At 37.2% G+C, this 22,606-nt stretch carries 11 protein-coding genes; all 11 read left to right on the plus strand.

The window, feature by feature from the left end:
• Nucleotides 1-60: 60 nt before the first annotated feature.
• The 11 genes from L1999_RS01555 to L1999_RS01605 all read left to right on the plus strand — a co-directional run bounded on the left by L1999_RS01555 (nucleotide 61) and on the right by L1999_RS01605 (nucleotide 22,123).
• On the plus strand, nucleotides 61-2,031 hold the full coding sequence (locus L1999_RS01555; protein ID WP_235741940.1) for a family 43 glycosylhydrolase: 1,971 nt from the start codon (nucleotides 61-63) through the stop codon (nucleotides 2,029-2,031).
• Nucleotides 2,032-2,123: 92 nt separating this feature from the next.
• Nucleotides 2,124-4,862, plus strand: a complete 2,739-nt coding sequence (locus tag L1999_RS01560) for a family 43 glycosylhydrolase (protein WP_235741941.1) — start codon at nucleotides 2,124-2,126, stop codon at nucleotides 4,860-4,862.
• A 220-nt stretch (nucleotides 4,863-5,082) separates the two neighbouring features.
• On the plus strand, nucleotides 5,083-6,084 hold the full coding sequence (locus tag L1999_RS01565) for an ABC transporter substrate-binding protein (protein ID WP_235741942.1): 1,002 nt from the start codon (nucleotides 5,083-5,085) through the stop codon (nucleotides 6,082-6,084).
• 114 nt (nucleotides 6,085-6,198) lie between these two features.
• Nucleotides 6,199-7,701, plus strand: coding sequence for a sugar ABC transporter ATP-binding protein (locus tag L1999_RS01570; protein WP_235744208.1), 1,503 nt, complete (start codon nucleotides 6,199-6,201; stop codon nucleotides 7,699-7,701).
• Nucleotides 7,691-8,743 (plus strand): ABC transporter permease, encoded by a 1,053-nt coding sequence (locus tag L1999_RS01575; protein ID WP_235741943.1) that lies wholly within the window; start codon nucleotides 7,691-7,693, stop codon nucleotides 8,741-8,743. Before L1999_RS01570 ends, L1999_RS01575 begins: the two co-directional genes overlap by 11 nt.
• Entirely contained in the window at nucleotides 8,721-9,743 is a 1,023-nt protein-coding gene (gene yjfF, locus L1999_RS01580) for a galactofuranose ABC transporter, permease protein YjfF (RefSeq protein WP_235741944.1), read from the plus strand. The genes L1999_RS01575 and yjfF overlap by 23 nt, the downstream gene beginning before the upstream one ends.
• 323 nt (nucleotides 9,744-10,066) lie before the next feature.
• Nucleotides 10,067-11,842, plus strand: coding sequence for a cache domain-containing sensor histidine kinase (locus L1999_RS01585; protein WP_235741945.1), 1,776 nt, complete (start codon nucleotides 10,067-10,069; stop codon nucleotides 11,840-11,842).
• Between the two features lie 23 nt (nucleotides 11,843-11,865).
• Nucleotides 11,866-13,065, plus strand: coding sequence for a response regulator transcription factor (locus L1999_RS01590; RefSeq protein ID WP_235741946.1), 1,200 nt, complete (start codon nucleotides 11,866-11,868; stop codon nucleotides 13,063-13,065).
• A 3-nt stretch (nucleotides 13,066-13,068) separates the two neighbouring features.
• On the plus strand, nucleotides 13,069-14,958 hold the full coding sequence (locus L1999_RS01595) for a substrate-binding domain-containing protein (RefSeq protein WP_235741947.1): 1,890 nt from the start codon (nucleotides 13,069-13,071) through the stop codon (nucleotides 14,956-14,958).
• Nucleotides 14,959-15,357: 399 nt separating this feature from the next.
• Entirely contained in the window at nucleotides 15,358-18,669 is a 3,312-nt protein-coding gene (locus L1999_RS01600) for an immunoglobulin-like domain-containing protein (RefSeq protein WP_235741948.1), read from the plus strand.
• Nucleotides 18,670-18,946: 277 nt separating this feature from the next.
• The gene (locus L1999_RS01605; protein ID WP_235741949.1) at nucleotides 18,947-22,123 is read left to right on the plus strand and encodes a glycoside hydrolase; all 3,177 of its coding nucleotides are present in this window, start codon (nucleotides 18,947-18,949) and stop codon (nucleotides 22,121-22,123) included.
• The last annotated feature ends 483 nt before the right edge of the window (nucleotides 22,124-22,606 follow it).

Consider the following 22,606-nt stretch of genomic DNA (forward strand, 5'->3'; position numbering starts at 1 on the left):
TATACTCATATGCAGCACCGAGGTAGATTATTTTTTTAAAAGGAGGTATTACACAAGATTATGAAAAAAGTAGTTTCGAAAATCATGTTATCAACTCTACTATTATCATCCTTTTCAACTGCAGCTTATGCGGATAACCCTATTATTAAGGATAAGTTCACTGGAGACCCGGCTGCGCTAGTCCAGGGTGACAAGGTTTATCTCTATGCAGGACACGATGAAGCGAGTGCAGGTGGAAACTTTTACTATATGCCAGAATGGGTTATTTATTCTACAACTGATATGGTCAACTGGAAACAAGAAGGGTCACTAAGCGTCAAGGATACCTTTTCATGGGCAAGGGAAGATGCCGCATGGGCAAGTCAAGTAATCGAGAGAGACGGTACCTATTATTGGTATGTTGCTACTAATAATAAGGACGGTAGTGGATATTGTATTGGGGTAGCTACCTCAAAAAGTCCAACTGAAGGGTTTAAGGATGCACTTGGAAAGCCATTGATTACCAATCAAATGACGACATCAAATATATCCTGGGATGATATTGATCCTACAGTCATGATAGATGATGATGGACAGGGATATCTATATTGGGGAAATTCGTATCCATACTATGCAAAGCTTAAGCCGAACATGATTGAGCTAGACGGGGATATTCAAAAAGTTACCATAAATAACTTGAAGGGTGGTTACACCGAAGCTCCGTGGATTCATAAACACAACGGCAAATATTATTTATCATTTGCTCATGATTGGCCAGAAGGTCTAGCCTATGCAATGAGTGATAGCCCTACAGGTCCATGGGAATATAAGGGGGTGATTATGGATCCGTTCACCTCAGACCCCAATGATAAGAATAATAGTAACACGGAGCATCAATCCATTATTGATTTTAAAGGAAAGTCTTACATTATTTATCATACCTCTGCATTGCCTACTGGAAGTTCATACAGACGTTCAGTATCAATTGATCGATTATACTATAATCTTGATGGAACAATAAAGAAGGTTGTTCCTACTTCTACAGGCTTGGATGGGGTAGGACAAAAGCTGCAGTCTTATAGTTTCCTAGACCGTTATATTAGGCACTATGCTTATGATGCAAGGATAGATCCTCTAGACGTCTCAAACAATTCAAACTTTGATTCTAGATGGGATATCGTTCCTGGCTTAGCTAATTCAGAAGAGGGTTATGTTTCCATACAGTCTGTTAGTAAGCCAGGATATTATCTAAGACATAGTAATTATGACCTTGCACTTGTAAAGAATGACGGTACTAGTGGTTTCAAAAACGATGCCACATTTAAGATGGTACCTGGTTTAGCAGATCCAAACTGGACTTCATTCCAATCATATAACTTTCCAAAATTATATATTAAGCAAAGGGATTACTTATTGAAGTTAGAACAAGTCGGTACCGAAGAGGATAAACAGAATGCTACTTTTAAAATGTCAGAGACAGATGTAAAGGATGTTCAACTGAGCCTTGATAGCCTAACATTACAAGAAAATGGAGAAGAAAGTTTGTCAGCCATTGTTTTGCCAAGTAGTGTACTTAATCAAAAAGTTACATTTACATCTAGCGATCCAAATGTGGTATCCATTTCTAATCCAACTTATAATCCAGAGGATGGAAAGTCTAAAGTTACAATTGTGGCAAAATCTCCGGGTACGGCGGAAATAACTGCGACAACAGACGAAGGACAATTTACTGATTCAGCCTCCATCACAGTTGAAAAACAGCTACCTCAAACTATAAAGGATTTAAACATATGTGTTAATAATACAAAAGTTGTAATTGAAGGCTATATGACTCAGAAAAAAGGCACGGATGTGGCTGTTAAAGTTACTGCACCAAATGGTAAATTGGATTATCTCGATCAAATTACCACAGAGGACGACGGTAAATTCAGTTATAGCTTTACGCTGTCGAATCATGCAGCCGGTAAATATAACGTTAGTCTTGGCGCAGCAGACTTAAATGAAATTGTGAATACAAGCTTCCAATATAAGCAAGGTGCAAAAAATGAGTAAGTATTTAGAACGCAATGCAACCGGAGATACACTCTAATACTCTAATAATCTAATAAATATTCTAATGTAAGAAACATAGGGGGGGATTAAATATGAAGTTGAAAAAAACAATTCATTGTGCGCTTGCTGTCACACTTTTATCGGTACCAATAGCCACTATTCCTTCTTGGGCTAATACATTAAATGCCGAAACAACAGACTCAGTGCAACAGACAACTGGGGTTGCTGCAGTAGCTCAGGAAGCTCTCACAACTTGGTATAAATTCGATCAGTTAAATGGGACAACAATAACCGATACCTCTGGTCATGGTAAAGATGCTACTGTTATGAACGGTGCTTCATTGACTACTGTTGACGGCAGGACGGGTATCGATCTTGATTATACGAAAAGCCAATATGTGCAGCTGCCAAAAGGTATTATGAGTACTCTGGATGATTTCACCATTTCCACATGGGTTTATCTCGATTCAAAAACAGGAAATTGGGCTCGAATATTTGATTTTGGAACGGGCGCTAATGCTGGGAAAATCTTTCTTACGGAAAATTTGTATTTGGATCTAGTAGGACGAGTTGCCGATGCTACTCCGAGTGCTCCGAAGGTTGGTGAATGGACGCATATCGCTATCAGTAAAACCGGAACAGCTTACACCATCTATGTTAATGGAAAGGTTGGTGCCACAGGAACTTCAAATATGAAGCCTTCAGATTTTGGGGAAACCGCCTATAACTATATCGGAAAATCGAATTGGGCCGATCCTTATTTAGACGGTAAAGTGAGTGATTTCCGCATCTATAATAGAGGATTGAGTGCTGAAGAAATCCAACGGGTTGTCTCAGAATCAATGACCGACCAAGATGCCGTTGGAAAAGCTGTAGCAACTTTAGCTCTTGGTGATACTGCAAAAGTCGTTAAAGATTTAAAATTACCTGTAACTGGGGATAATGGGGTATCCATTTCGTGGAAATCTGATACACCATCCGTTATTTCCGATTCGGGTGTAGTGACACGACCTGAAAAAGATCAAAAGGATGCAAATGTGACCTTAACAGCAACTATTAGCCGAAATGGATACTCAGAAACGAAAAACTTTACGGTCACCGTACTGGCTGATAGTATCGTATCAATTGAGGACGTAAATTTAAGGACAATGGTAGATTTCCCGCCAAAGCTCCCTGAAAAGGTAACCGTACACCATTATGATGGCCATACCGAGCAACTTGATGTAAAGTGGAATCCTATTTCAAATGATGATTTCTCACAGGCTGGTACGCTTGAGGTTAAGGGCTCTGTTTATGGTACTAACATCCAGCCTGTAGCCAATATTAGTGTTACTAAGATTGCTAAAGTTGAAGACGTGAACGTAAACACGAAACAGGGCACCGCCCCACAACTTCCATCTACTGTAGATGTACATTATAGTGACGGGTCTACTGGGACACTTAATGTGGATTGGGGTCAAGTGAACAAACAGGATTACTTTAAAACAGGTTCTTTTACCGTTAAAGGTGAAGCCACAACCTATTCATATACTGACCCATTGATTGAGAAGAGAGCGGATCCTCAAATCTTTAAACATACTGATGGGTATTATTACTTTACAGCGTCTGTTCCTGAATATGACCGCATTGTCTTGCGAAGGGCGAAAACAATACAGGGACTCGCTACGGCAGAGGAAAAAGTAATTTGGACTAAACATACTTCAGGGGCGATGGGAGCGCATATTTGGGCACCCGAATTACATTATATCGATGGAAAATGGTACATTTACTTTGCAGCAGGATCGGCAGAAAATATATGGGATATCCACCCATATGTACTTGAATGTGGAGATGAAAATCCACTAACAGGAACCTGGACAGAAAAAGGCATGATTAAAGCACCAGCAGGCAGTAAGGCCTTCACCAATTTTTCATTGGATTCCACTACATTTGAGAACAACGGCAAACGTTATTTAGCCTGGGCACAAAAGGATGGTGGAAATTCTAATCTTTATATCGCAGAAATGAGCAATCCATGGACAATCACTGGTAACCCAGTTATGATCTCTACTCCGGATTACGCATGGGAAAGACAGGGATATTGGGTCAATGAGGGGCCGGCTGTATTAAAGCGGAACGGTAAAATATTCATGACTTTTTCAGCCAGTGCTACTGATGCTAACTATTGCATGGGGTTATTAACTGCTTCAGATACAAGTGATCTGTTAGATCCAAAATCATGGAAAAAATCCCCAGAGCCTGTATTGAAAAGTGATGAAACAACTGGCCTTTATGGACCGGGGCATAATTCCTTTACGGTAGCGGAAGATGGGAAGACGGATATTCTTGTTTACCATGCCCGCGACTACAAGGAAATTCAAGGCGATCCCCTGTATGATCCAAACCGCCATACAAGAGTGAAGAGAATCACCTGGAATGCAGATGGAACACCGAATTTCTCAAGTGTAAAAGTAAACGGAGCCGTACCGGGACCTACCATTTCGGTAAATGCGAATGTAACGGTCGCAGGGGACTTTTCGGTCATCACTGATTTTAGTTCAAAACAACTGCAACCGAAGGAAAATCTAAGTGCTAAAGTTGAGGTAACCAGCCACAAGAGCACTGCTCAGCCAATTTTAGTAACGATGGCTCTATACGATGGGGAGAATAAACTAGTAGACACCCAATCGAAGTCCCAAAGCATAGCAGCTGGTTCTAAGTCATCTTTCTCCTTGAGCATGAAGATGCCTGCCAAATTGGATGGTTACAAAGTAAAGGTATTTGTGTGGGAAGGCACGGATATTGAATCCACATCACTAAAGCCAGTATCGGCTCCGACAATTTTAAAATAGCAAAAAAATCAGGGCTAAATTTGGCCCTGATTTTTTTGTTATAGATCTATCAGACTAAAATTAAGGTCGCTTAAGTGGATATTACCAATTCTGGGCACAATTTTTAACATCTATTAAAAAACTAGAATGGAAAATTATAAAAAAAAGCTGATGAGTGGAAATACTTTAAATTAAATATTTTTTATAATCAAAATATACAAAAAACGAGGAGGAACAAAAAATGAAAAAACTGAAAGGTATGTTTGCAGTGGCAGGAACAACGGCTTTAGCACTTTCTCTTTTAGCAGGTTGTGGAGCGTCAAATTCAGTAAGCTCAACAAGTAAGCAGGGGGCTAGTAAAGATCATAAAATTGTAATCGGTTTCTCACAAGTTGGAGCAGAAAGTGGATGGAGGACTGCCAATACTGAATCAATAAAATCTGCTGCCGCAGCGGATTCTAATATCGAATTAAAGTTTTCAGACGCACAGCAGAAGCAGGAAAATCAAATTAAAGCCATTCGATCCTTTATTGCTCAAAAAGTAGATGTAATTGCTTTTTCTCCAGTTGTACAAACAGGATTTGAACCAGTTTTAAAAGAAGCAAAAGCAGCTGGTATACCTGTCATTTTAACTGACAGATCAGTAGAAGCAGATCCTTCACTATATGTCACAATGATTGGATCAGATTTTACACAAGAAGGAAAAAAAGCAGCAGACTGGATGCTTAACAATATAAAATCAGATGGAACCGTTAATATTGCAGAATTGGAAGGAACAGTGGGATCAGCACCTGCGGTAGACCGTAAAAAGGGATTTGATGAAGAAATTAAGGATCATCAGAATTATAAAATAATTAAATCTCAAAGTGGTGACTTTACACGGTCAAAAGGAAAGGAAGTAATGGAAGCTTTCTTAAAATCCGATGGAAAAAAAATAAATGTGGTATTTGCACACAATGATGATATGGCCCTTGGTGCCATTCAAGCAATTGAAGAATATGGATTAAATCCTGGCAAGGACATTAAAGTCATCTCGATGGATGGGATAAAGGATGCTTTTCAGGCCATGGTCGACGGTAAATTAAATGCATCTATAGAATGTAATCCATTATTAGGACCAGCCTTAATGGAAACAGCTGAAGGTGTATTAGCAGGGAAAAAATATCCTAAATGGATTAAGTCCGAAGAAGGTGTATTCGATCAAACGAATGCTGCAAAAGAGTTGCCAAATCGTAAATACTAATCTCTTATAACAGAACATTCTAAAAAGGATAAGAAGGGTATGTGTACCCTTCTATCCTTATATTTTTGTAAAGGAGCGGCTAATATGCATAAATCTCGGGAGCCAATTTTGGAAATGCAAGGAATAGTTAAGTCTTTTCCCGGTGTAAAAGCATTGTCTAATGTAGATTTTACCTTATGCAAGGGGGAAATTCATGCCTTAATGGGTGAGAATGGTGCTGGGAAATCAACGTTAATAAAAGTATTGACAGGCGTTCATGAACTTGATAGTGGAAAAATTGTTTTCAATAACAAAAATATAAGGCCGAAATCACCTCAGGAGGCCCAAAAGCTTGGAATCAGCACCGTATATCAGGAGGTAAATTTATGTCCTAATTTAACGGTGGCAGAAAACATATTCATTGGAAGACTACCTAAAAAAAAGCGTGGTATTGATTGGAATTTGATAAACGAAAAATCCAAAGAAATATTGCGCAGAGTTAATTTAGATATTGATCCGACTCAGATGCTTTCATCATTTTCTGTGGCAATCCAACAAATGATAGCTATCGCTCGAGCAGTTGATATATCAGCAGGAATTCTAATTTTGGATGAACCCACAGCAAGCTTGGATGAGAACGAGGTAAAACAATTATTTAAAATTATGCGTAAATTAAAAGAAGATGGAATGGGTATTATTTTTGTTACACATTTTTTAGATCAAGTTTATGAGGTTACAGACCGTATTACTATTCTCCGAAATGGTAATTTAGTTGGTGAGTTTATGACAAAGGAATTATCGAGGATAGATTTGGTTACTAAAATGGTTGGTCGCGAAATTAATGAAAAGGAACATAATCTGGAAAATAGGAAAAGGCGCAGATCCTCTGAAAAAATAGACACCATGGTTAAGGCAGTAGGTTTGGGGAAAAAAGGAACATTGGAACCATTTGATATGGAAATGAAGAAAGGTGAAGTTTTAGGTCTGGCTGGTTTATTAGGATCAGGGAGGACAGAAACAGCCCGTTTAATTTTTGGGATTGATAGAGCGGATAATGGCGTTGTAAATATTGATGGTAAGGATATACAACTTATGTATCCAAAAAAAGCGATCGAGGAAGGAATGGGCTATTGTCCGGAAGATCGAAAAAAGGAAGGAATTGTAGGAGAATTAACCATAAGGGAAAATATTATTCTTGCTTTACAAGCTAAAAGGGGCAGTTTACGTTACATTTCTAAAAGAGAACAAGTGGAAATTGCAAATAAATATATTAAGATGTTACAGATCGCTACACCTTCCATGGAACAACAAATTCGAAATCTCAGTGGAGGAAATCAACAAAAAGTCATACTGGCTCGCTGGTTAGCCACCAATCCTAAGCTGCTGATATTAGATGAACCAACCCGTGGAATTGACGTAGGGACAAGAACAGAAATTCAAAAATTGATTCGAACTCTAGCAAATGAAGGGATGACAGTTTTATTAATTTCTTCAGAACTAGAGGAGTTGGTCGCCTGCTGTGATCGAATCGTGGTCTTGCGAGATCGTACACCCATCGGACAGTTGCAAGGGGATGAAATTACGGAAAGTGTCATAATGAAAACCATTGCAGATGGAGGTAAAGTCAATGCTTCTTAGTAATTGGAAGAAAATTAGTGGAACAAAGATATTTTGGCCATTAGTAGCTTTATTAGTACTTTTTGTCTTTAATTATTTTTATATTCCCGGCTTTTTTAAGATAGTTTTAAAAGATGGGCATTTATTTGGTAGTTCTATAGACATTTTAAATCGTGCAGCCCCTTTAATTATTATTTCAATTGGAATGACTCTAGTAATCTCCACAGCTGGCGTTGATATTTCCGTAGGTTCAACAGTCGCCATTGCAGGTGCATTAGCAGCGTACATGATGGGGGGGAATAGTACAGGAGGTCATTCTTCGTTAACAATTGCTATTCTTTTATCACTCGGTCTTTCGTTACTATGCGGTATGTGGAATGGTTTATTAGTGGCAAAAATAGGGATTCAACCAATGGTAGCCACTCTCATACTGATGACAGTCGGAAGGGGGATCGCGCAGCTTATAAGTAATGGTCAAATTATTACGGTAAGCTCTGAATCATTTCACTTCTTAGGTGGAGGGTATCTATTCGGAATTCCATTTGCAATTTTTGTAACTGGGATCGTGGCATTATCTGTTTTTTTACTGACGAGAAAAACGGCAATGGGATTGTTTTTGGAGTCAGTTGGCGGAAATGTAGAGTCCAGCCGATTTACAGGGATTAATTCTAAGCTAATTATCTTTTGGGCATATGCCATATGTGGAGTCTGTGCTGGAATTGCCGGTATATTAATTTGTTCTAATGTAAAAAGTGCAGATGGTAATAATTCAGGATTGTGGATGGAGTTAGATGCTATCTTAGCAGTTGTTCTTGGTGGAACCTCCATGAATGGTGGAAGATTTTATCTTTCCGGTACAATTGTAGGCGCAATATTTCTCCAGACATTAAAAACAACAATTTACTCAACAGGTGTACCGCCTGAAAGTGTGTTGGTCGTAGAAGCTATTGTAGTTATTATTGTGTCTTTCATACAGTCAGAACAATTTAGAAATTTGATAACTATCAAGAAAAATAGCAGAAAGAGGGTGTTCCAGGCTAATGAAAAACATGCTGCAAATTAATCAATTGAATATGACGCTTGTTGCCACAATTATTCTGTTTATCGGGTTGTTCAGCTTAGGTTCACTAAGATATACAGGTTTCTTTTCCTTACAGGTTTTTCTTAATTTATTCATCGATAATGCCTTTTTGATTATTGTGGCGACGGGTATGGTCTTTGTGATTATATCCGGAGGAATTGATTTATCTGTAGGTTCCGTTATCGCACTTACCACAATGGTGTGTGCAGCTTTATTAAAAAAAGGGGTTAACCCAATAGTAGTGATCCTGCTTGTCCTTATAATGGGATTCCTTTTTGGCTTGGCCCAGGGATATGTCATTCAACGATTCAAACTTCATCCGTGGATTGTTACTTTAGCAGGTTTGTTTCTGGCAAGAGGATTATGTTATTTAATTAGTGTGGAATCTATAGATATAAATAATAAATTGTTCGAAACAATATCTCAATATAAAATTCCGCTAGGCGGACAATATAATGTATCTATTAGTGTAATCATCAGTTTAGTCTTTGTACTAGGTGCCATGTATATTGGTAAATATACAGAGTTTGGTAGAACCGTATTTGCCATTGGAGGTAACGAACAGTCAGCGATACTAATGGGTTTACCAGTAGAAAGGACCAAAGTTTTTATTTATGCAATAAGCGGCTTTAGTTCTGCATTAAGCGGCCTTGTATTTTCCTTTTATATGTTATCAGGGTATGGACTGCACGCGTTAGGTATGGAAATGGATGCGATAGCCGCCTGTGTCATCGGTGGTGTCCTTTTAACTGGTGGGTATGGATTTATTATTGGCCCGATGTTCGGTGTTTTGAGTATGGGGGTTATTCAAACAATTATCATGTTTGAAGGTACTTTAAGTTCATGGTGGACAAGAATTGTGATAGGGATTCTATTGTTTATTTTTATCGTTTTACAAAGAGTAATTGTAGTTCAAAAAGAGAGAAATACAACTCTAATTAAAAGAAAAGCTGTAAAAATATCAACATCTAATTCTGTTTAAATTTAAAAACAGGAAGTGAAAATTAAATCATATAGGTTAATGTTATATAAATTAAAAGGATGCTGACGATTTGATTGTCAGCATCCTTTTAATTAATAAAGATTTTATTCAAATACCTTAGCCAAAGTAAAAACTATATCCTTGAAAGGGTAATGGCTTTAATTCTTCAGTTAACAATGAAAGTAATATTTTCCCAAAAGGTAATTTAATATAATAAAACGTTTGCTATAATATAGAGAAGAACTTTTGTTAAAAGTTCGAAAATTTATAATATTGTACTTTTGGTGATGAATATATAAGTTACTCGAAAATAGGGGAAGTAAATGGAAATGGTAGATCGAATTTTTAAAAATAAATCACTTTATTTTAAGTTAATATGTATATTTATTTTGATTATCGTAATGTCTGTTACGATTTCAACTACCTTATCAGCAAATCAATTTACTAATGTTGTGGAAGATCAGGCAAACGCTAATACGTTGAGTGCAATAACGACAGTTAAAAATAGTATTGAGTTACAAATACATGAATTAGATAATATTACTACCTACATTAGCGAAAATGATGATTCAAAGAGTTTCTTCCAAAACAATATGAGTTCGAAGGTGGAAGAAAAACTAAGAAAGCAGCTTAATATGTATACGGTTACAAAACCAAATATTGCTGGTATTTTAATTGTAAATAGCCATGACTACTCGATAAGTAATGAAATGAGCAGAATTTCAAGAGACCCATTAACAAACGAGTCTTGGTATAAACAAGCAGCAGCTTCCCCAAAGACGTTTCATTTGGACAGCAGGCCTATAGGACGAAATATAAAAACAGTGAAAAATTACGGTGCGGATGAAGTACTATCTTTAACGAAAGCAATAACAGATGAAAAGACTGGAAAAGTCTTAGGAGTAATTTTAATAGATTGGAAGCTTGATGCAATCAAAAGTGAGATTGAACACATGGGTTTTGGGTCAAATGGCTTTGTTTATGTGATGGATGATAGTTCACAAATAGTTTACAGTCCGGTAAACCCAATTGTTTATCGGATAAATGGGAAATGGTTTCATCCTTCTGGATCCGGTAGTGTTATAAAACGAATCAATCATACGGATTATCAGATGATGTATGATCATTCATCTTATACCAAATGGGTAATAGTGGGCGCTTTTTCTATTAATGAAACATTTCTATTTATTCAAAAGGTCAAGTGGATAGCTGTTTTGATTGCCATGATTGTATCAGTTTTCGCCATCTTTGTTGCCGCCTTTTTTACATCCTCGATAACCAAACCTCTGGTGAAACTTAGATCACTAATGAAGAAGGCAGAGGAAGGAAATTTAGATATTAAATTTGAAAGCAAGAGTGATGATGAAATTAAGCAATTAGGTGACAGTTTTAACAGTATGATAGGATCCATCAAAAAACTAATGAATGTCATAAATGAAATTGAGAAAAGAAAAAGAGAAGCAGAGTTGAAAGTACTACAGGAGCAAATTAAACCGCATTTTCTTTACAATACACTTGATACGATAAGATGGATGGCGCAAGAATACGAAGCGAGAGATATTATGGCAGTGATCGATGCTTTAACTAATCTTTTTCGAATTGGTTTAAGTAAAGGAAAAGAGAGTATTAGGGTATCTCAAGAGATTGAACATGTAAAGAGTTATCTGATTATACAGATGACTCGATATGAAGAAAAATTTGATTATGACATTCATGTGGAAGATTGTGCAAAAGATCTTTATGTCCTTAAGTTGATTTTGCAACCTTTAGTCGAAAATTCCATTTATCATGCTATTAAAACCAAAAGAGGAAAAGGAAAAATTTCTATTATTGTCAAGAGTGTCGAGAATAATCTTTGTCTTAGCGTAATAGACAACGGGTCAGGAATGATGAAGGAGGAAATGCACAAATGGAATGAACTTCTTAAGACGCAAGGGATGATTGGAAAAAAATCTGAAGGATATGGAATGTTGAATGTAAACGAAAGAATCAAACTATCTTTTGGAAACGATTACGGTTTACAGATTGATAGTGTGGAGGGAAAAGGTACAAAAGTAGAAATAAAGCACCCAATAATAAGGGAAACTACTAACTTTTAGTTTATTGTAAGGGGGCCAAGAATATGATCAAGCTATTAATTGCAGACGATGAACCTAAAATTCTTAGAGGTCTTAAAAAATCACTGGATTGGGAAGAGTTGAATATTGAAATTGTTGGAGAAGCTGAAGACGGTGAAATAGCCTTTGAAATGGCGAAACAACAAAAACCGGATATTCTGTTCCTAGACATCAATATGCCATTTCTCAATGGGCTGAAATTAATCGAAAAATTGAATAGTGAATTACCATTATCCGTTGTCATTGTCATTAGTGGCTATGATGAATTTTCTTATGCTCAGGAAGCAATTCGATTGGGAGTTTTTCAATATTTACTGAAACCTGTCAATACAGAAGAATTAAGGAAGGTAGTAACAGAAGCAGTACAGCTTCTCGAAGAAAGAAAAAAGGAAAATCATTATAAAAATTGGATAAATGAGAAATTGGATAAAAACTCTCATTTAATTAAGCAAACGTTTTTAAGCCACTGGATGAAGGGGAAGTTGACCGAAAATGAAATTCAAGAGCATATCGCCTTCCTGGATATGAACTTTCATGATATTTGGATATTTGCAGCAAAACCAATGATTAAAGTAACAGAAGGAAAAAAAGCGGAATCATGGGATCAATATTTATTGTACTTTACTTTACAAAACTTCATGGAAGACCTTTTATCAAATTACGAATCGATGGTTGTTTTTAATGATGAATATAAACAGATAATCGCATTTGTTCCATGTTTAAACACAGATCAAATACATTCAGTAGGTCCCATGATTGAGGAGATGTTTGAAAGGCATACAGGAAAGAATATATTTTTTGCAAAAAGGGCATTTAAACTGAATCAAAATATGCCTGAGCTGTATCAAGGTATATGTGAAGAAATCAGTTCACAATCGAGAATTGTCCCTGTTGTATTGTTAGCTAAAAAATATATTGAAAGAAATTATTACAGACAAGATCTTACCCTTCAAGAAGTGGCAGAAGAGGTAAGAGTAAGTCCAACGTATCTTAGCAGACTGCTAAAAGAGGAATTGGGTTCTTCATTTATTGATTATTTAACCAGGGTAAGAATTGAAAACGCAATTGAGTATATGGGAAATCCAGTTTACAAAATGTACGAGGTTGCTGAAAAAGTTGGTTACAGTACCCAACATTATTTTAGTACAGCATTTAAAAAGGTTATTGGTGTATCTCCTTCTGCCTATGCAAAGAGGTGGGAATAAAAAGTGAGAGGTATCAATAGGAAGGGGTTTTTGGTTCTTTTTGTTGCATTGGTTATATTGTTGGTATTCCTTTACATCTTTGTTTTTAAACATGGTCATGGAAATCAAGATAATCAAGGAACCCGCTTTGTAATAGGTGTTTCACAGTCAAATCTAACCGAACCTTGGCGAGTCCAAATGAATGAAGAAATTAAAAAAGAAGTACAGAAGCATAAAGATTTACAGGTGATATATACGGATGCTGCACAAAGCAATGAAAAACAAAAGAAAGATATAAATAGATTACTCGGTTATGGAATAGACCTTTTAATTGTATCAACAAATGATACAAATAGTTTAACGCCTCTTATAGCAAAGGTTCATAAAAAAATACCCGTAATTGTTCTGGGCAGAGCAATTGATGGCTATGATTATTATACGCTATTTATTGGACCTGACAATCAAGCTATAGGAAGAAATGCTGGCCAACTAGTAAGTGATATGCTAGGTAGGGAACAAGGTAATATTGTTGAGATTCAAGGTCCTGAAGGTTCTTCTCCAGTTCGGGAAAGAAGTCAAGGCTTTAATGAGGTTATTCAAAAACATCCAAACCTTCACCTTTATAATACGATAGTGGCAAATTGGCAGAAGGATGAAGCGGAAGATAAGGTAACGGCATTATTACAAAGTAATCCTCAAATCAATACTATTTTTGCTCAAAGCGACGCCATGGCATTAGGTGCATATAAAGCTTTGCAAAAGCACGAAATAAAGGGAGTAAAGGTAATAGGGGTAGATGGACTTGAAGGTACATATGGTGGTTTGGATCTTGTTAAAAAGGGGGTTTTGGCGGGGACATTCGCGTATAAAACAGGTGGCAAGGAATCGATTCAATATGCAATGGATATTTTGAAGGGGAAATCCAATATTCCCAAAAAAATTACTTTACGTGTGAGTACAATTACGCATAAGAATGTTGATCAATATGCTTTAAATAAATCAAGTTTCCCTAAGCAGATTAAAAGTAGGAAACATATCGTGCTAGGGTTTGTACAGGTAGGAGCAGAAAGTAGTTGGAGATTGGCAAATACTGCTTCTATTAAAAAAGCTGCACAGGACTATGGAATTGACCTGAAATTTAAGAATGCAAATGAGAGTATTGAAGCTCAAATTAGTATAATTCGTGAATTTATCAAACAAAAAGTGGACGTTATTGCTTTTTCTCCTATAGTTGAAACTGGTTATGAGCCAATTTTAAAAGAGGCTAAGGACGCTGGCATACCGGTTGTCCTGGTGGATAGAGATCTTGATTTAAAAGATAATGATTTATGGTTAACATCCATTGGGGCGGATTTTGAGGAAGAAGGTAAAAGGGCAGCAAGATGGCTACTTGATAATACAAAAGGGATAAAAAGTAATATAAATATTGTAGAATTAGAAGGAACTACGAACTCTTCCCCAACTGTTTACAGGAGAAAAGGATTTGAGGGGGAATTACCTAAAAATTCAAATAGATACCACATTATTGCTTCTAAGTCAGCTAATTTTACAAAAGAAGAAGGAAAGACAGTTACGACTGAGTTTTTGAAAAAGTTTGGGAATAAAATCAATGTTGTCTTTGCACATAACGATGATATGGCACTTGGTGCCATCGAAGCAATTGAGGCTTTTGGAAAGAAACCAGGAAAAGATATTCTAGTAATTTCAGTGGATGCGACACAAGAGGCTTTAAATAACATCTACGCAGGAAAGCTAAATGTAACAGTTGAGTGTAATCCTCTGTTAGGTCCCTATATGATGAAGGCTATTATAAATCATTTTAATGGAAAAGAGCTTCCAGTTAAAATCATAACAGAAGAAGGAATATTCACTGCAAAAGATGACCGGTCGGTCTTCTTTAATCGACCTTATTGAGTAGCAAACTGTAAAGGGACAATGTATTTTGTTAGACATTCATTCATTGTAATAAACTGTTAGATTCGGATATCACACTAAGAGGAGGATTCTACAATTAAAAAAGTAGCATCCTTTTCTTTTTGTTCAAAAATGATATCAAGAACATATTTTGGACGAAAGTAAAAATAGATTAGAGCTTAATCTTGCAATTCTAATATAGATATTTGAATGTCAATAGTAGTATTGAAGATATTAAATTTTTTTTAGAAGATACTTTAAAGCAAATGTATAAAAAGAAAATTTGGAAAAGTATAAACTTTAACGGTTTTCTATAAATACAGATAATTATTTTTTATATTAAAATTTATGTAAGGGTTTTATTCTTTGATTAAATAAAAATTTATACTGGGGGTTCTTATGAGGAAAAAGAAAAGTCTATCAATCTTTTTAATAACCATGATCATCGTGTATTCCGCTCTACAAATATTTCCACGTTCGTCATTTGCTGAAGAGGCAAAAGAAACAAAGTTAATTCTTGATTATGATATGAACAATATCGAGGGCACAAAAGTAATAGATAGCACTGGGAACTTTGATGGAAGTCTGGTAAATCCCCAAAACGCTGAACTTATAAAGGGGACTGATGCAGGGGTTATCAGCTTTAAAGGCGGTTCAACAAGCTCTTATATTGAAATGCCAAAAGGAGTATTAAACAATTTGGATAGTATAACTGTTTCGTCATTGGTAAATTGGAAAGGGGCTAATGAGGCCGAATGGTTATTTGGGTTAGGTCAGGATAGTAATAAATATTTATTTACTACCCCGAAACGTAATTCAGGTGACCGATCTGCAAGAGCGGGACTCGGCACAACAAGTTGGATGAACGAAGCAGGTGCAAATGCGACAACGGGATCATTAACACCAAATAAATGGAAGTTGATTACTACAGTTGTATCAGGAGCAGATAAAACGATAAAGCTATACATTGACGGTGTTGAAGTCGGTTCTGGATCTACCAATGGATATACTTTAGCACAGATTAACAATCTTAGTGGAATAAGTGGTTTTATCGGACGATCCTTTTATTCCGCTGACCCTTATTTTGGAGGCATGATTGCTGATTTTAAAGTGTTTAATGGAGCATTGACAGCAACAGAAGTAAGCAAACTAAAAGAAGAAGCTGATAAAAAAATAGATGACATGGATGGACTCCTTCTAAACCATGCCGTGGAAAAATTAGATTCCTCCATGTTTATTGGTCAAAACCAAAGTAAAGACCAAATTACTTCGGATTTATCCTTTTCTAAGAACGGGGAATTCGGGACAACTATTACTTGGAAATCACAAAATCAAAATATTATTTCAGATGATGGAAAGGTTTACCGACCTTCATATGAAGATGGTGACCAATCAGTAGTTATTACTGCGAACGTCTCAGATGGTACTAATACTAGGACAAAAGAATTTACAGTGACTGTATTAAAGAAACCGAAAGATTCGGTGACAGTTCAATCGGATGCAGAAGCTTTAAAAGTTCATAACATTGATGATGTTAGAGGTAATCTTACTTTACCAAAGTCAGGAGTTAATGGATCTACAATCACATGGAAATCAAGTGATTCATCTATCATTACAGCAACTGGAGAAGTGACCCGTCCGGGTAATGGGGAAGGTGACAAAACAGTTAAATTGACTGCAACTCTCACCCTAAACAAGGAAACCATCACTAAAGCGTTTCTAGCTAAAGTGAAAGAAATGCCGAAAAAGGAAAACTATGAAGGCTATGTCTTCAGTTATTTTACAGGGGAAGGTTACACAAATGGTGAACAAATTTATTTCGCTTTAAGCGAAGGAAATAATCCTCTTAAATGGAAAGAGTTAAACAATGGGGCCCCTTCCATCGTCTCTAATTTGGGTGAAAAAGGAGTGAGAGATCCATTTATTATTCGATCTCCTGAAGGTGATAAGTTCTATTTAATTGCGACAGATTTGAAAATTAATGGAGATTGGAACTGGGATAGAGCACAACGGTTTGGCAGCCGCTCTATCATGGTCTGGGAATCCACCGATTTAATTCATTGGTCAGATCAAAGAATGGTACAAGTATCTCCAAAAGAGGCTGGAAATACATGGGCTCCTGAGATTGTGTATGATGATACAACAGGAGAGTATATTGTGTTTTGGGCTTCAGTATTGTTTGGTAATGAGGAACATACTGACTGGACTCATAACAGAATAATGTATAGTAAAACAAGGGATTTCTATACGTTTACTGAACCCAAAGAATATTTTGATCCTGGATATTCAGTTATTGATACAACAATGATCAAATATGACGGAAAGGTGTATCGTTTCACAAAAGATGAAAGAAATAACTCGACATCTTCACCAAATGGAAAATTTGTTTTCGAAGAAGTGGGGAATTCGGTTTTTGATCCTTCTTTTAATCTTATTAAAGAAGGAATTGGAAAAGGATCAATCAGTGCTGGTGAAGGACCTACCGTCTTTAAATCCAATACGGAAGAAAAGTGGTACATGTTTATTGATGAATTTGGCGGCAAAGGGTATGTACCTTTTGAAACAACCGATTTACAGTCAGGTGAGTGGAAGATGTCTACAAACTATAGTTTGCCTGCACGCCCTCGCCATGGAACAGTAATGCCTGTTACAAAATCTGAATATGAGGCTTTACTTGCAAACGTTCCAGAAGTAAAAAAGCAAAGTACAGAGCAACACGTTACAAACATAACGGTTGATAAGGAAAAGTTGGAACTAGCAGAAGGAAAAACTGCACAGTTGACTGCAACAGTGACACCTGAGGGGGCAGTCAATAAAGGAGTTCTATGGACCAGCAATAATGATGAAGTCGCAGTAGTGGATGAAACGGGTAAAGTTATTGCCAAAAAAGAAGGTTCTGCAAAGATTAGCGCAACGACAGTTGATGGTAGTTATATGGCAGTTAGTGAGGTCATCGTAGAGAAACAGACGGACTCTACACCACCAGAGGGGCAGTTTACGATTAATAATGGTGAGGAATTTACCAAAGATCCGAATGTGACTCTTTTGCTGGAAGCGCATGATGATCTAACCGGAGTGAATCAAGTTCGCTTTTCGGTGGATGCTAAGCAATGGACAGATTGGGATGCGTATAACACAATGAAAGAATTCACCGTGCCTACAGGAGATGGGGCAAAAACTGTATATATTGAATTTAACGACCATGCTGGAAATGTCAGTGAAAGGTATCAACAAAAGATAATACTTGATACGACAGCTCCTGTGATACAGTTTACCGGTAATAAAGGTACGTATCCTGTTGATGCTAAGATAGCGATTTCCTGCAGTGCAGTTGATGAATTATCTGGGGTAGCTTCTGCCAATTGTCCAAGTACCGAAGGATATGCGTTCGACTTCGGAGTTGGTGTTCAGACTATCTCGGCTTTGGCTACTGATAAGGCAGGGAATAAAACGGTAGCAGAAGAAAAGTTTACGGTAACGGTTGATTTTGATAGTTTAAGTCGATTGACTCAATCTTTTGTAAGTAAAGATGAGGTGGCGCATTCGCTTGTGGCGAAACTCCAATCAGCAAAAGAAGCAGCTGTTAAAGGTAATAAATTGGCCATTGATGGTAAACTTAAAGCTTATGTAAACGAGCTGTCCTCCCAAAGTGGGAAAGCAATTTCGGAACAACAGGCAAATATTTTAATAGATTTGTCAAGTGATTTTTGATTCGAAAAAGCTAGATGATAGTTGGGTTTAACTTAAATATACATTACTTTGATGCCTCTAGGTTAAATAATATAGGTTATTTAATTCTAGGGGTATCTTAATTATCTATATAATCATCATTCTTTAGGCTTGAATAAACTATCACATATCTAGTTAAAAAATGAGTTGGGAAGTAATTTCTGAAAGATAGAAACCGCCTTCTATCAACCACATTAAGGAGGTGATCTTAAACAAAGCTGTTTTTGGAATTTAACAATACTAAAAGGGAGGATAAACAATGGTATCTGTTAAGAAAATGACTAAAAAGATTTTAGCATGCGGGTCCGCCACAGCCCTGACACTGGGACTGCTTTCACCTACAGCAAATAAGGCATTTGCCACCGAAGATACACAATCAAGCACTTTAACGGAAACAGTTAAATTAGACCCAAGCTATCAACAGGCACCCTTTAATGGCTGGGGAACCGCCCTAGTATGGTTTGCTAATATTACAGGGGGCTGGCCGGATAATATCAAAAACCAGTTAGCTGACGCACTTTTTGGCAAAGATGGACTTAATTTTAATATTGCTCGTTATAATATAGGCGGTGGTGATTCCCCAGAAACCGTACCTTACATGCGACTTGGAGGAGCAGTCCCAGGTTATTGGAATCGTCCTGCAGAATTCGGGCCTCCTAATGGTAATACGGATGGATGGACAGAGCCTCAAAATTGGTGGGATCCAAATAATCCTGATCATTGGAACTGGAACGCTGACGCTAACCAGCGCTGGTGGCTAGAGGCAGCTAAGTCAAGAGGGGCTGATACGTTTGAAGCCTTTTCAAATTCTGCACCATACTTTATGACCCAGAGCGGATACGTATCCGGAAACTGGGATCCATGGAAGGATAACCTTAAGCCTGATCAATACACAAATTTTGCCAGTTATTTAACCGCGGTTGTGGATCATTTGCAAAAGGATATGGGCATTAAATTTAAAACGCTATCACCTGTAAATGAACCTAATACTGGATACTGGGGAGCAAAGGGAAGACAGGAAGGATCAAACTGGACCCCTGCATCTCAAGCAAAAATCCTCGATGAGGTGAAAAAGCAATTGGCGGAAAAGGGTTTGGAAACTGTGGTATCTGCAATGGATGAAACCAACCCGACCAATTTCCAAAAAGACTGGGATAACTACAATTTGGAAACTCGCAGTAATATTGGGCAGTTGAACGTACATACGTACGGAACCGGAGATAGAATTGGTGCTAGAGATATTGCTAAGGGCTCAGGAAAAAGACTTTGGATGTCCGAAGTTGATCTAAGTACCGGCGGACAGAATTTTGATGATATCAACCCTGGGCTAGCTTTATCACAAAGAATTCAAGACGATATCCAATTGCTCGAACCGGAAGCCTGGGTTCTTTGGCAGTCAATTGAGGATGAAGTAAATATGAACCCAGAGCATGAGAATGGTAACTGGGGGCTGATTCAGGTAGATTTTGCTGCAAAAGACCCTAGCAATATTAAAATCTATAAAAACAAAAAATATTACACAATGGGTAACTATAGTAAATTTATCCATCAAGGCGACCAAGTTATCAACTCAAACAATAATCATACTTTGGCTGCGATTGATTCGAAAAATGACTCGGTTGTAGTCGTTTATACCAATTCATCTGCAGAACAAAAGGCAGTAGACTTTGACCTATCCGGCTTTAAAACGGTGAAGGAAACAGCAGAAGCAACACCATATGTGACTTCCGTAAGCGATAATTTACAGAAAAAAGCGGAAATCACAGTAAAGGATAAAAAATTAGCGGTGACGGTCCAACCCAAATCGATTACGACATTCGTTGTATCTGGTGTTTCTGGTGTCAACGAGGATGCAAACTTTATAAATAATCATGATAAATATAAAATTAGCAATCTAAATAGTGGTAAGGTTCTTGATGTTACGCAGGATGGAAAGGTTGTACAAAAAAACTATGTTCGTGATAAAGCGAGCCAGCAATGGAGCATTGAAAAGGTAACGAACGGAAATAGCTCAAGGGAATTGTACAAAATTTTTGATACTAATAGCGGTAATGTAATCGGGGTAGAAAACGGGTCCGCTGTAGAACAAACTGACCAAAACTTGAAAAGTCAAAGGTGGATGTTATCGACTTCCGGTGATCAAAAATATACGTTCATTAATGCACAAAACGGCCAGCTACTGGAAGTAGGCGGCGCTTCGACAAAAGAAGATGCCAGTGTCGATGTCTGGTCAGCGAATTCTGGAAAGAATCAGACTTGGGAAATTGAAAAGACAGGAATAGTAAAAATTGAAACTTCCAATGTAGTCGTTACCAAGAAAAAGATTGCTCCGGATATGCCACAGGAGGTCACTGTTATTTACGGAGACGGAGAACGAGTACAAAAAGCCGTAGTATGGGATACAATTGATCCAAAACAATATGATAAGGAAACTATTTTTACAGTAAAGGGAATAGTTGAAGGAACTCAAGTACCAGCAGTTGCCAATGTTACGGTAAGTAAAGTGGAAAGTGTGGAACCTATTAAAGTCAAAACCGTTCCAGGAATGGCACCAAAACTACCGCAATTTGTTACTGCTAAACTTGAAGCCGGGACAGAAGGCAATGTACAGGTTGACTGGGAACAAATTGACCCGAGTAAATATGAACAGCTTGGAAAATTTACAGTATTAGGGTCTATTCCATATAGCCCAATTAAAGTAACCGTTAATGTACAGGTGACGAAACCTGCACTACAGAATATCGCCTTAAACTTGCCAGGCTCAGGCCAGGAGTTTCCAAAAGCAACTGCTTCTTTCACAGGAAAATATGATAAAGCATCTAATGTCAACGATGGGGATATCTCATCAATCAGATGGACGAATTGGGATCAAAGCAGCTGGAGACCAGAAGATTGGGTAGCGATTGATTTTGGTAGTGAAGATACCATTTCGAAAGCACAATTCCATTTTTATGATGATGCTGGCGGTACGAGACCACCTGAATCGTTCTCTCTTGAGTACTGGGACGGAGTCAACTGGAAAGCAATCGACGGTACGCAAACAGAGGTTAATGCACAAAAGGACGTAACGGTTAATTTTCAACCGGTTACCACATCGAAAATCCGAGTAGTGATGAAGGCCATGCCAAAAACGTGCATGGCGATTTCTGAAATCGAAGTATTTGGAAAGGGAGATATCACGAAAGCTACACCAAGCATTAGTGATGATGCAACGCTTGAAAGTATCTTAATCGATGGAAAGCCACTTAAGGAATTCCAACCGGACCAATATACTTATAGTGTAAAGGATAAAGCTTCGAAGGATCATTCAATAACAGCAGTAACAAACGACCTCTTTACCTCATATCAGGTAGTAAGAGACGAAAACTCTGCAGTAATAACTGTAAAATCCGAGGACGGTCTTCATACTGAAAGGTATACTGTAAAATTTAGATAATCCATTTCAGTCATAGTTGATGAGGTTGGAGATCCTCAACTATGACTTTTTACATTCTCTTTTTTCCATCAGACAGCAAAGTTCACCATTTCTACTTTTTTCTATTAAAAAATTGACAATTTGATAAAGGAAATTTAGGATAAAATCAATTTCTATGGAAAGCTTGTTGTTTTTTGAATTGTGGAAGGTTCTCATAATGAATTATTGGGGCGAATTAATTACTATTGGAAGCTGCATCAGTAAAACATCAATCTTTAGAAGTGGGATAAAAGAGAATAAAGAAAAATCAAAAAGAATCTGGAAATTCCGGATTCTTTTTTTGGTAGAAGTAAAATAATTTTTCAGTCCAATATCTTGAATAAAATCAACTTGTACGGACAATTAGTTTGATTATATATAAAAAGTAATTAACTCAAATAGAAATAACTTTCTGATTTCTATTCCCTGAAATATTAGTAATAATAAAAATTCATAATAGAAAGG

It is taken from the genome of Neobacillus drentensis (assembly GCF_021560175.1).
Classification (GTDB): domain Bacteria; phylum Bacillota; class Bacilli; order Bacillales; family Cytobacillaceae; genus Neobacillus; species Neobacillus drentensis_A.

What these genes read in the sequence shown, in the direction of transcription:
- L1999_RS01585 (WP_235741945.1), top strand. Translation starts at nt 10,067, where the DNA reads ATGGAAATGGTAGATCGAATTTTTAAAAATAAATCACTTTATTTTAAG.
- L1999_RS01560 (WP_235741941.1), top strand. Translation starts at nt 2,124, where the DNA reads ATGAAGTTGAAAAAAACAATTCATTGTGCGCTTGCTGTCACACTTTTA.
- L1999_RS01570 (WP_235744208.1), top strand. Translation starts at nt 6,199, where the DNA reads ATGCAAGGAATAGTTAAGTCTTTTCCCGGTGTAAAAGCATTGTCTAAT.
- L1999_RS01590 (WP_235741946.1), top strand. Translation starts at nt 11,866, where the DNA reads ATGATCAAGCTATTAATTGCAGACGATGAACCTAAAATTCTTAGAGGT.
- L1999_RS01600 (WP_235741948.1), top strand. Translation starts at nt 15,358, where the DNA reads ATGAGGAAAAAGAAAAGTCTATCAATCTTTTTAATAACCATGATCATC.
- L1999_RS01575 (WP_235741943.1), top strand. Translation starts at nt 7,691, where the DNA reads ATGCTTCTTAGTAATTGGAAGAAAATTAGTGGAACAAAGATATTTTGG.
- L1999_RS01605 (WP_235741949.1), top strand. Translation starts at nt 18,947, where the DNA reads ATGGTATCTGTTAAGAAAATGACTAAAAAGATTTTAGCATGCGGGTCC.
- yjfF (WP_235741944.1), top strand. Translation starts at nt 8,721, where the DNA reads ATGAAAAACATGCTGCAAATTAATCAATTGAATATGACGCTTGTTGCC.
- L1999_RS01555 (WP_235741940.1), top strand. Translation starts at nt 61, where the DNA reads ATGAAAAAAGTAGTTTCGAAAATCATGTTATCAACTCTACTATTATCA.
- L1999_RS01565 (WP_235741942.1), top strand. Translation starts at nt 5,083, where the DNA reads ATGAAAAAACTGAAAGGTATGTTTGCAGTGGCAGGAACAACGGCTTTA.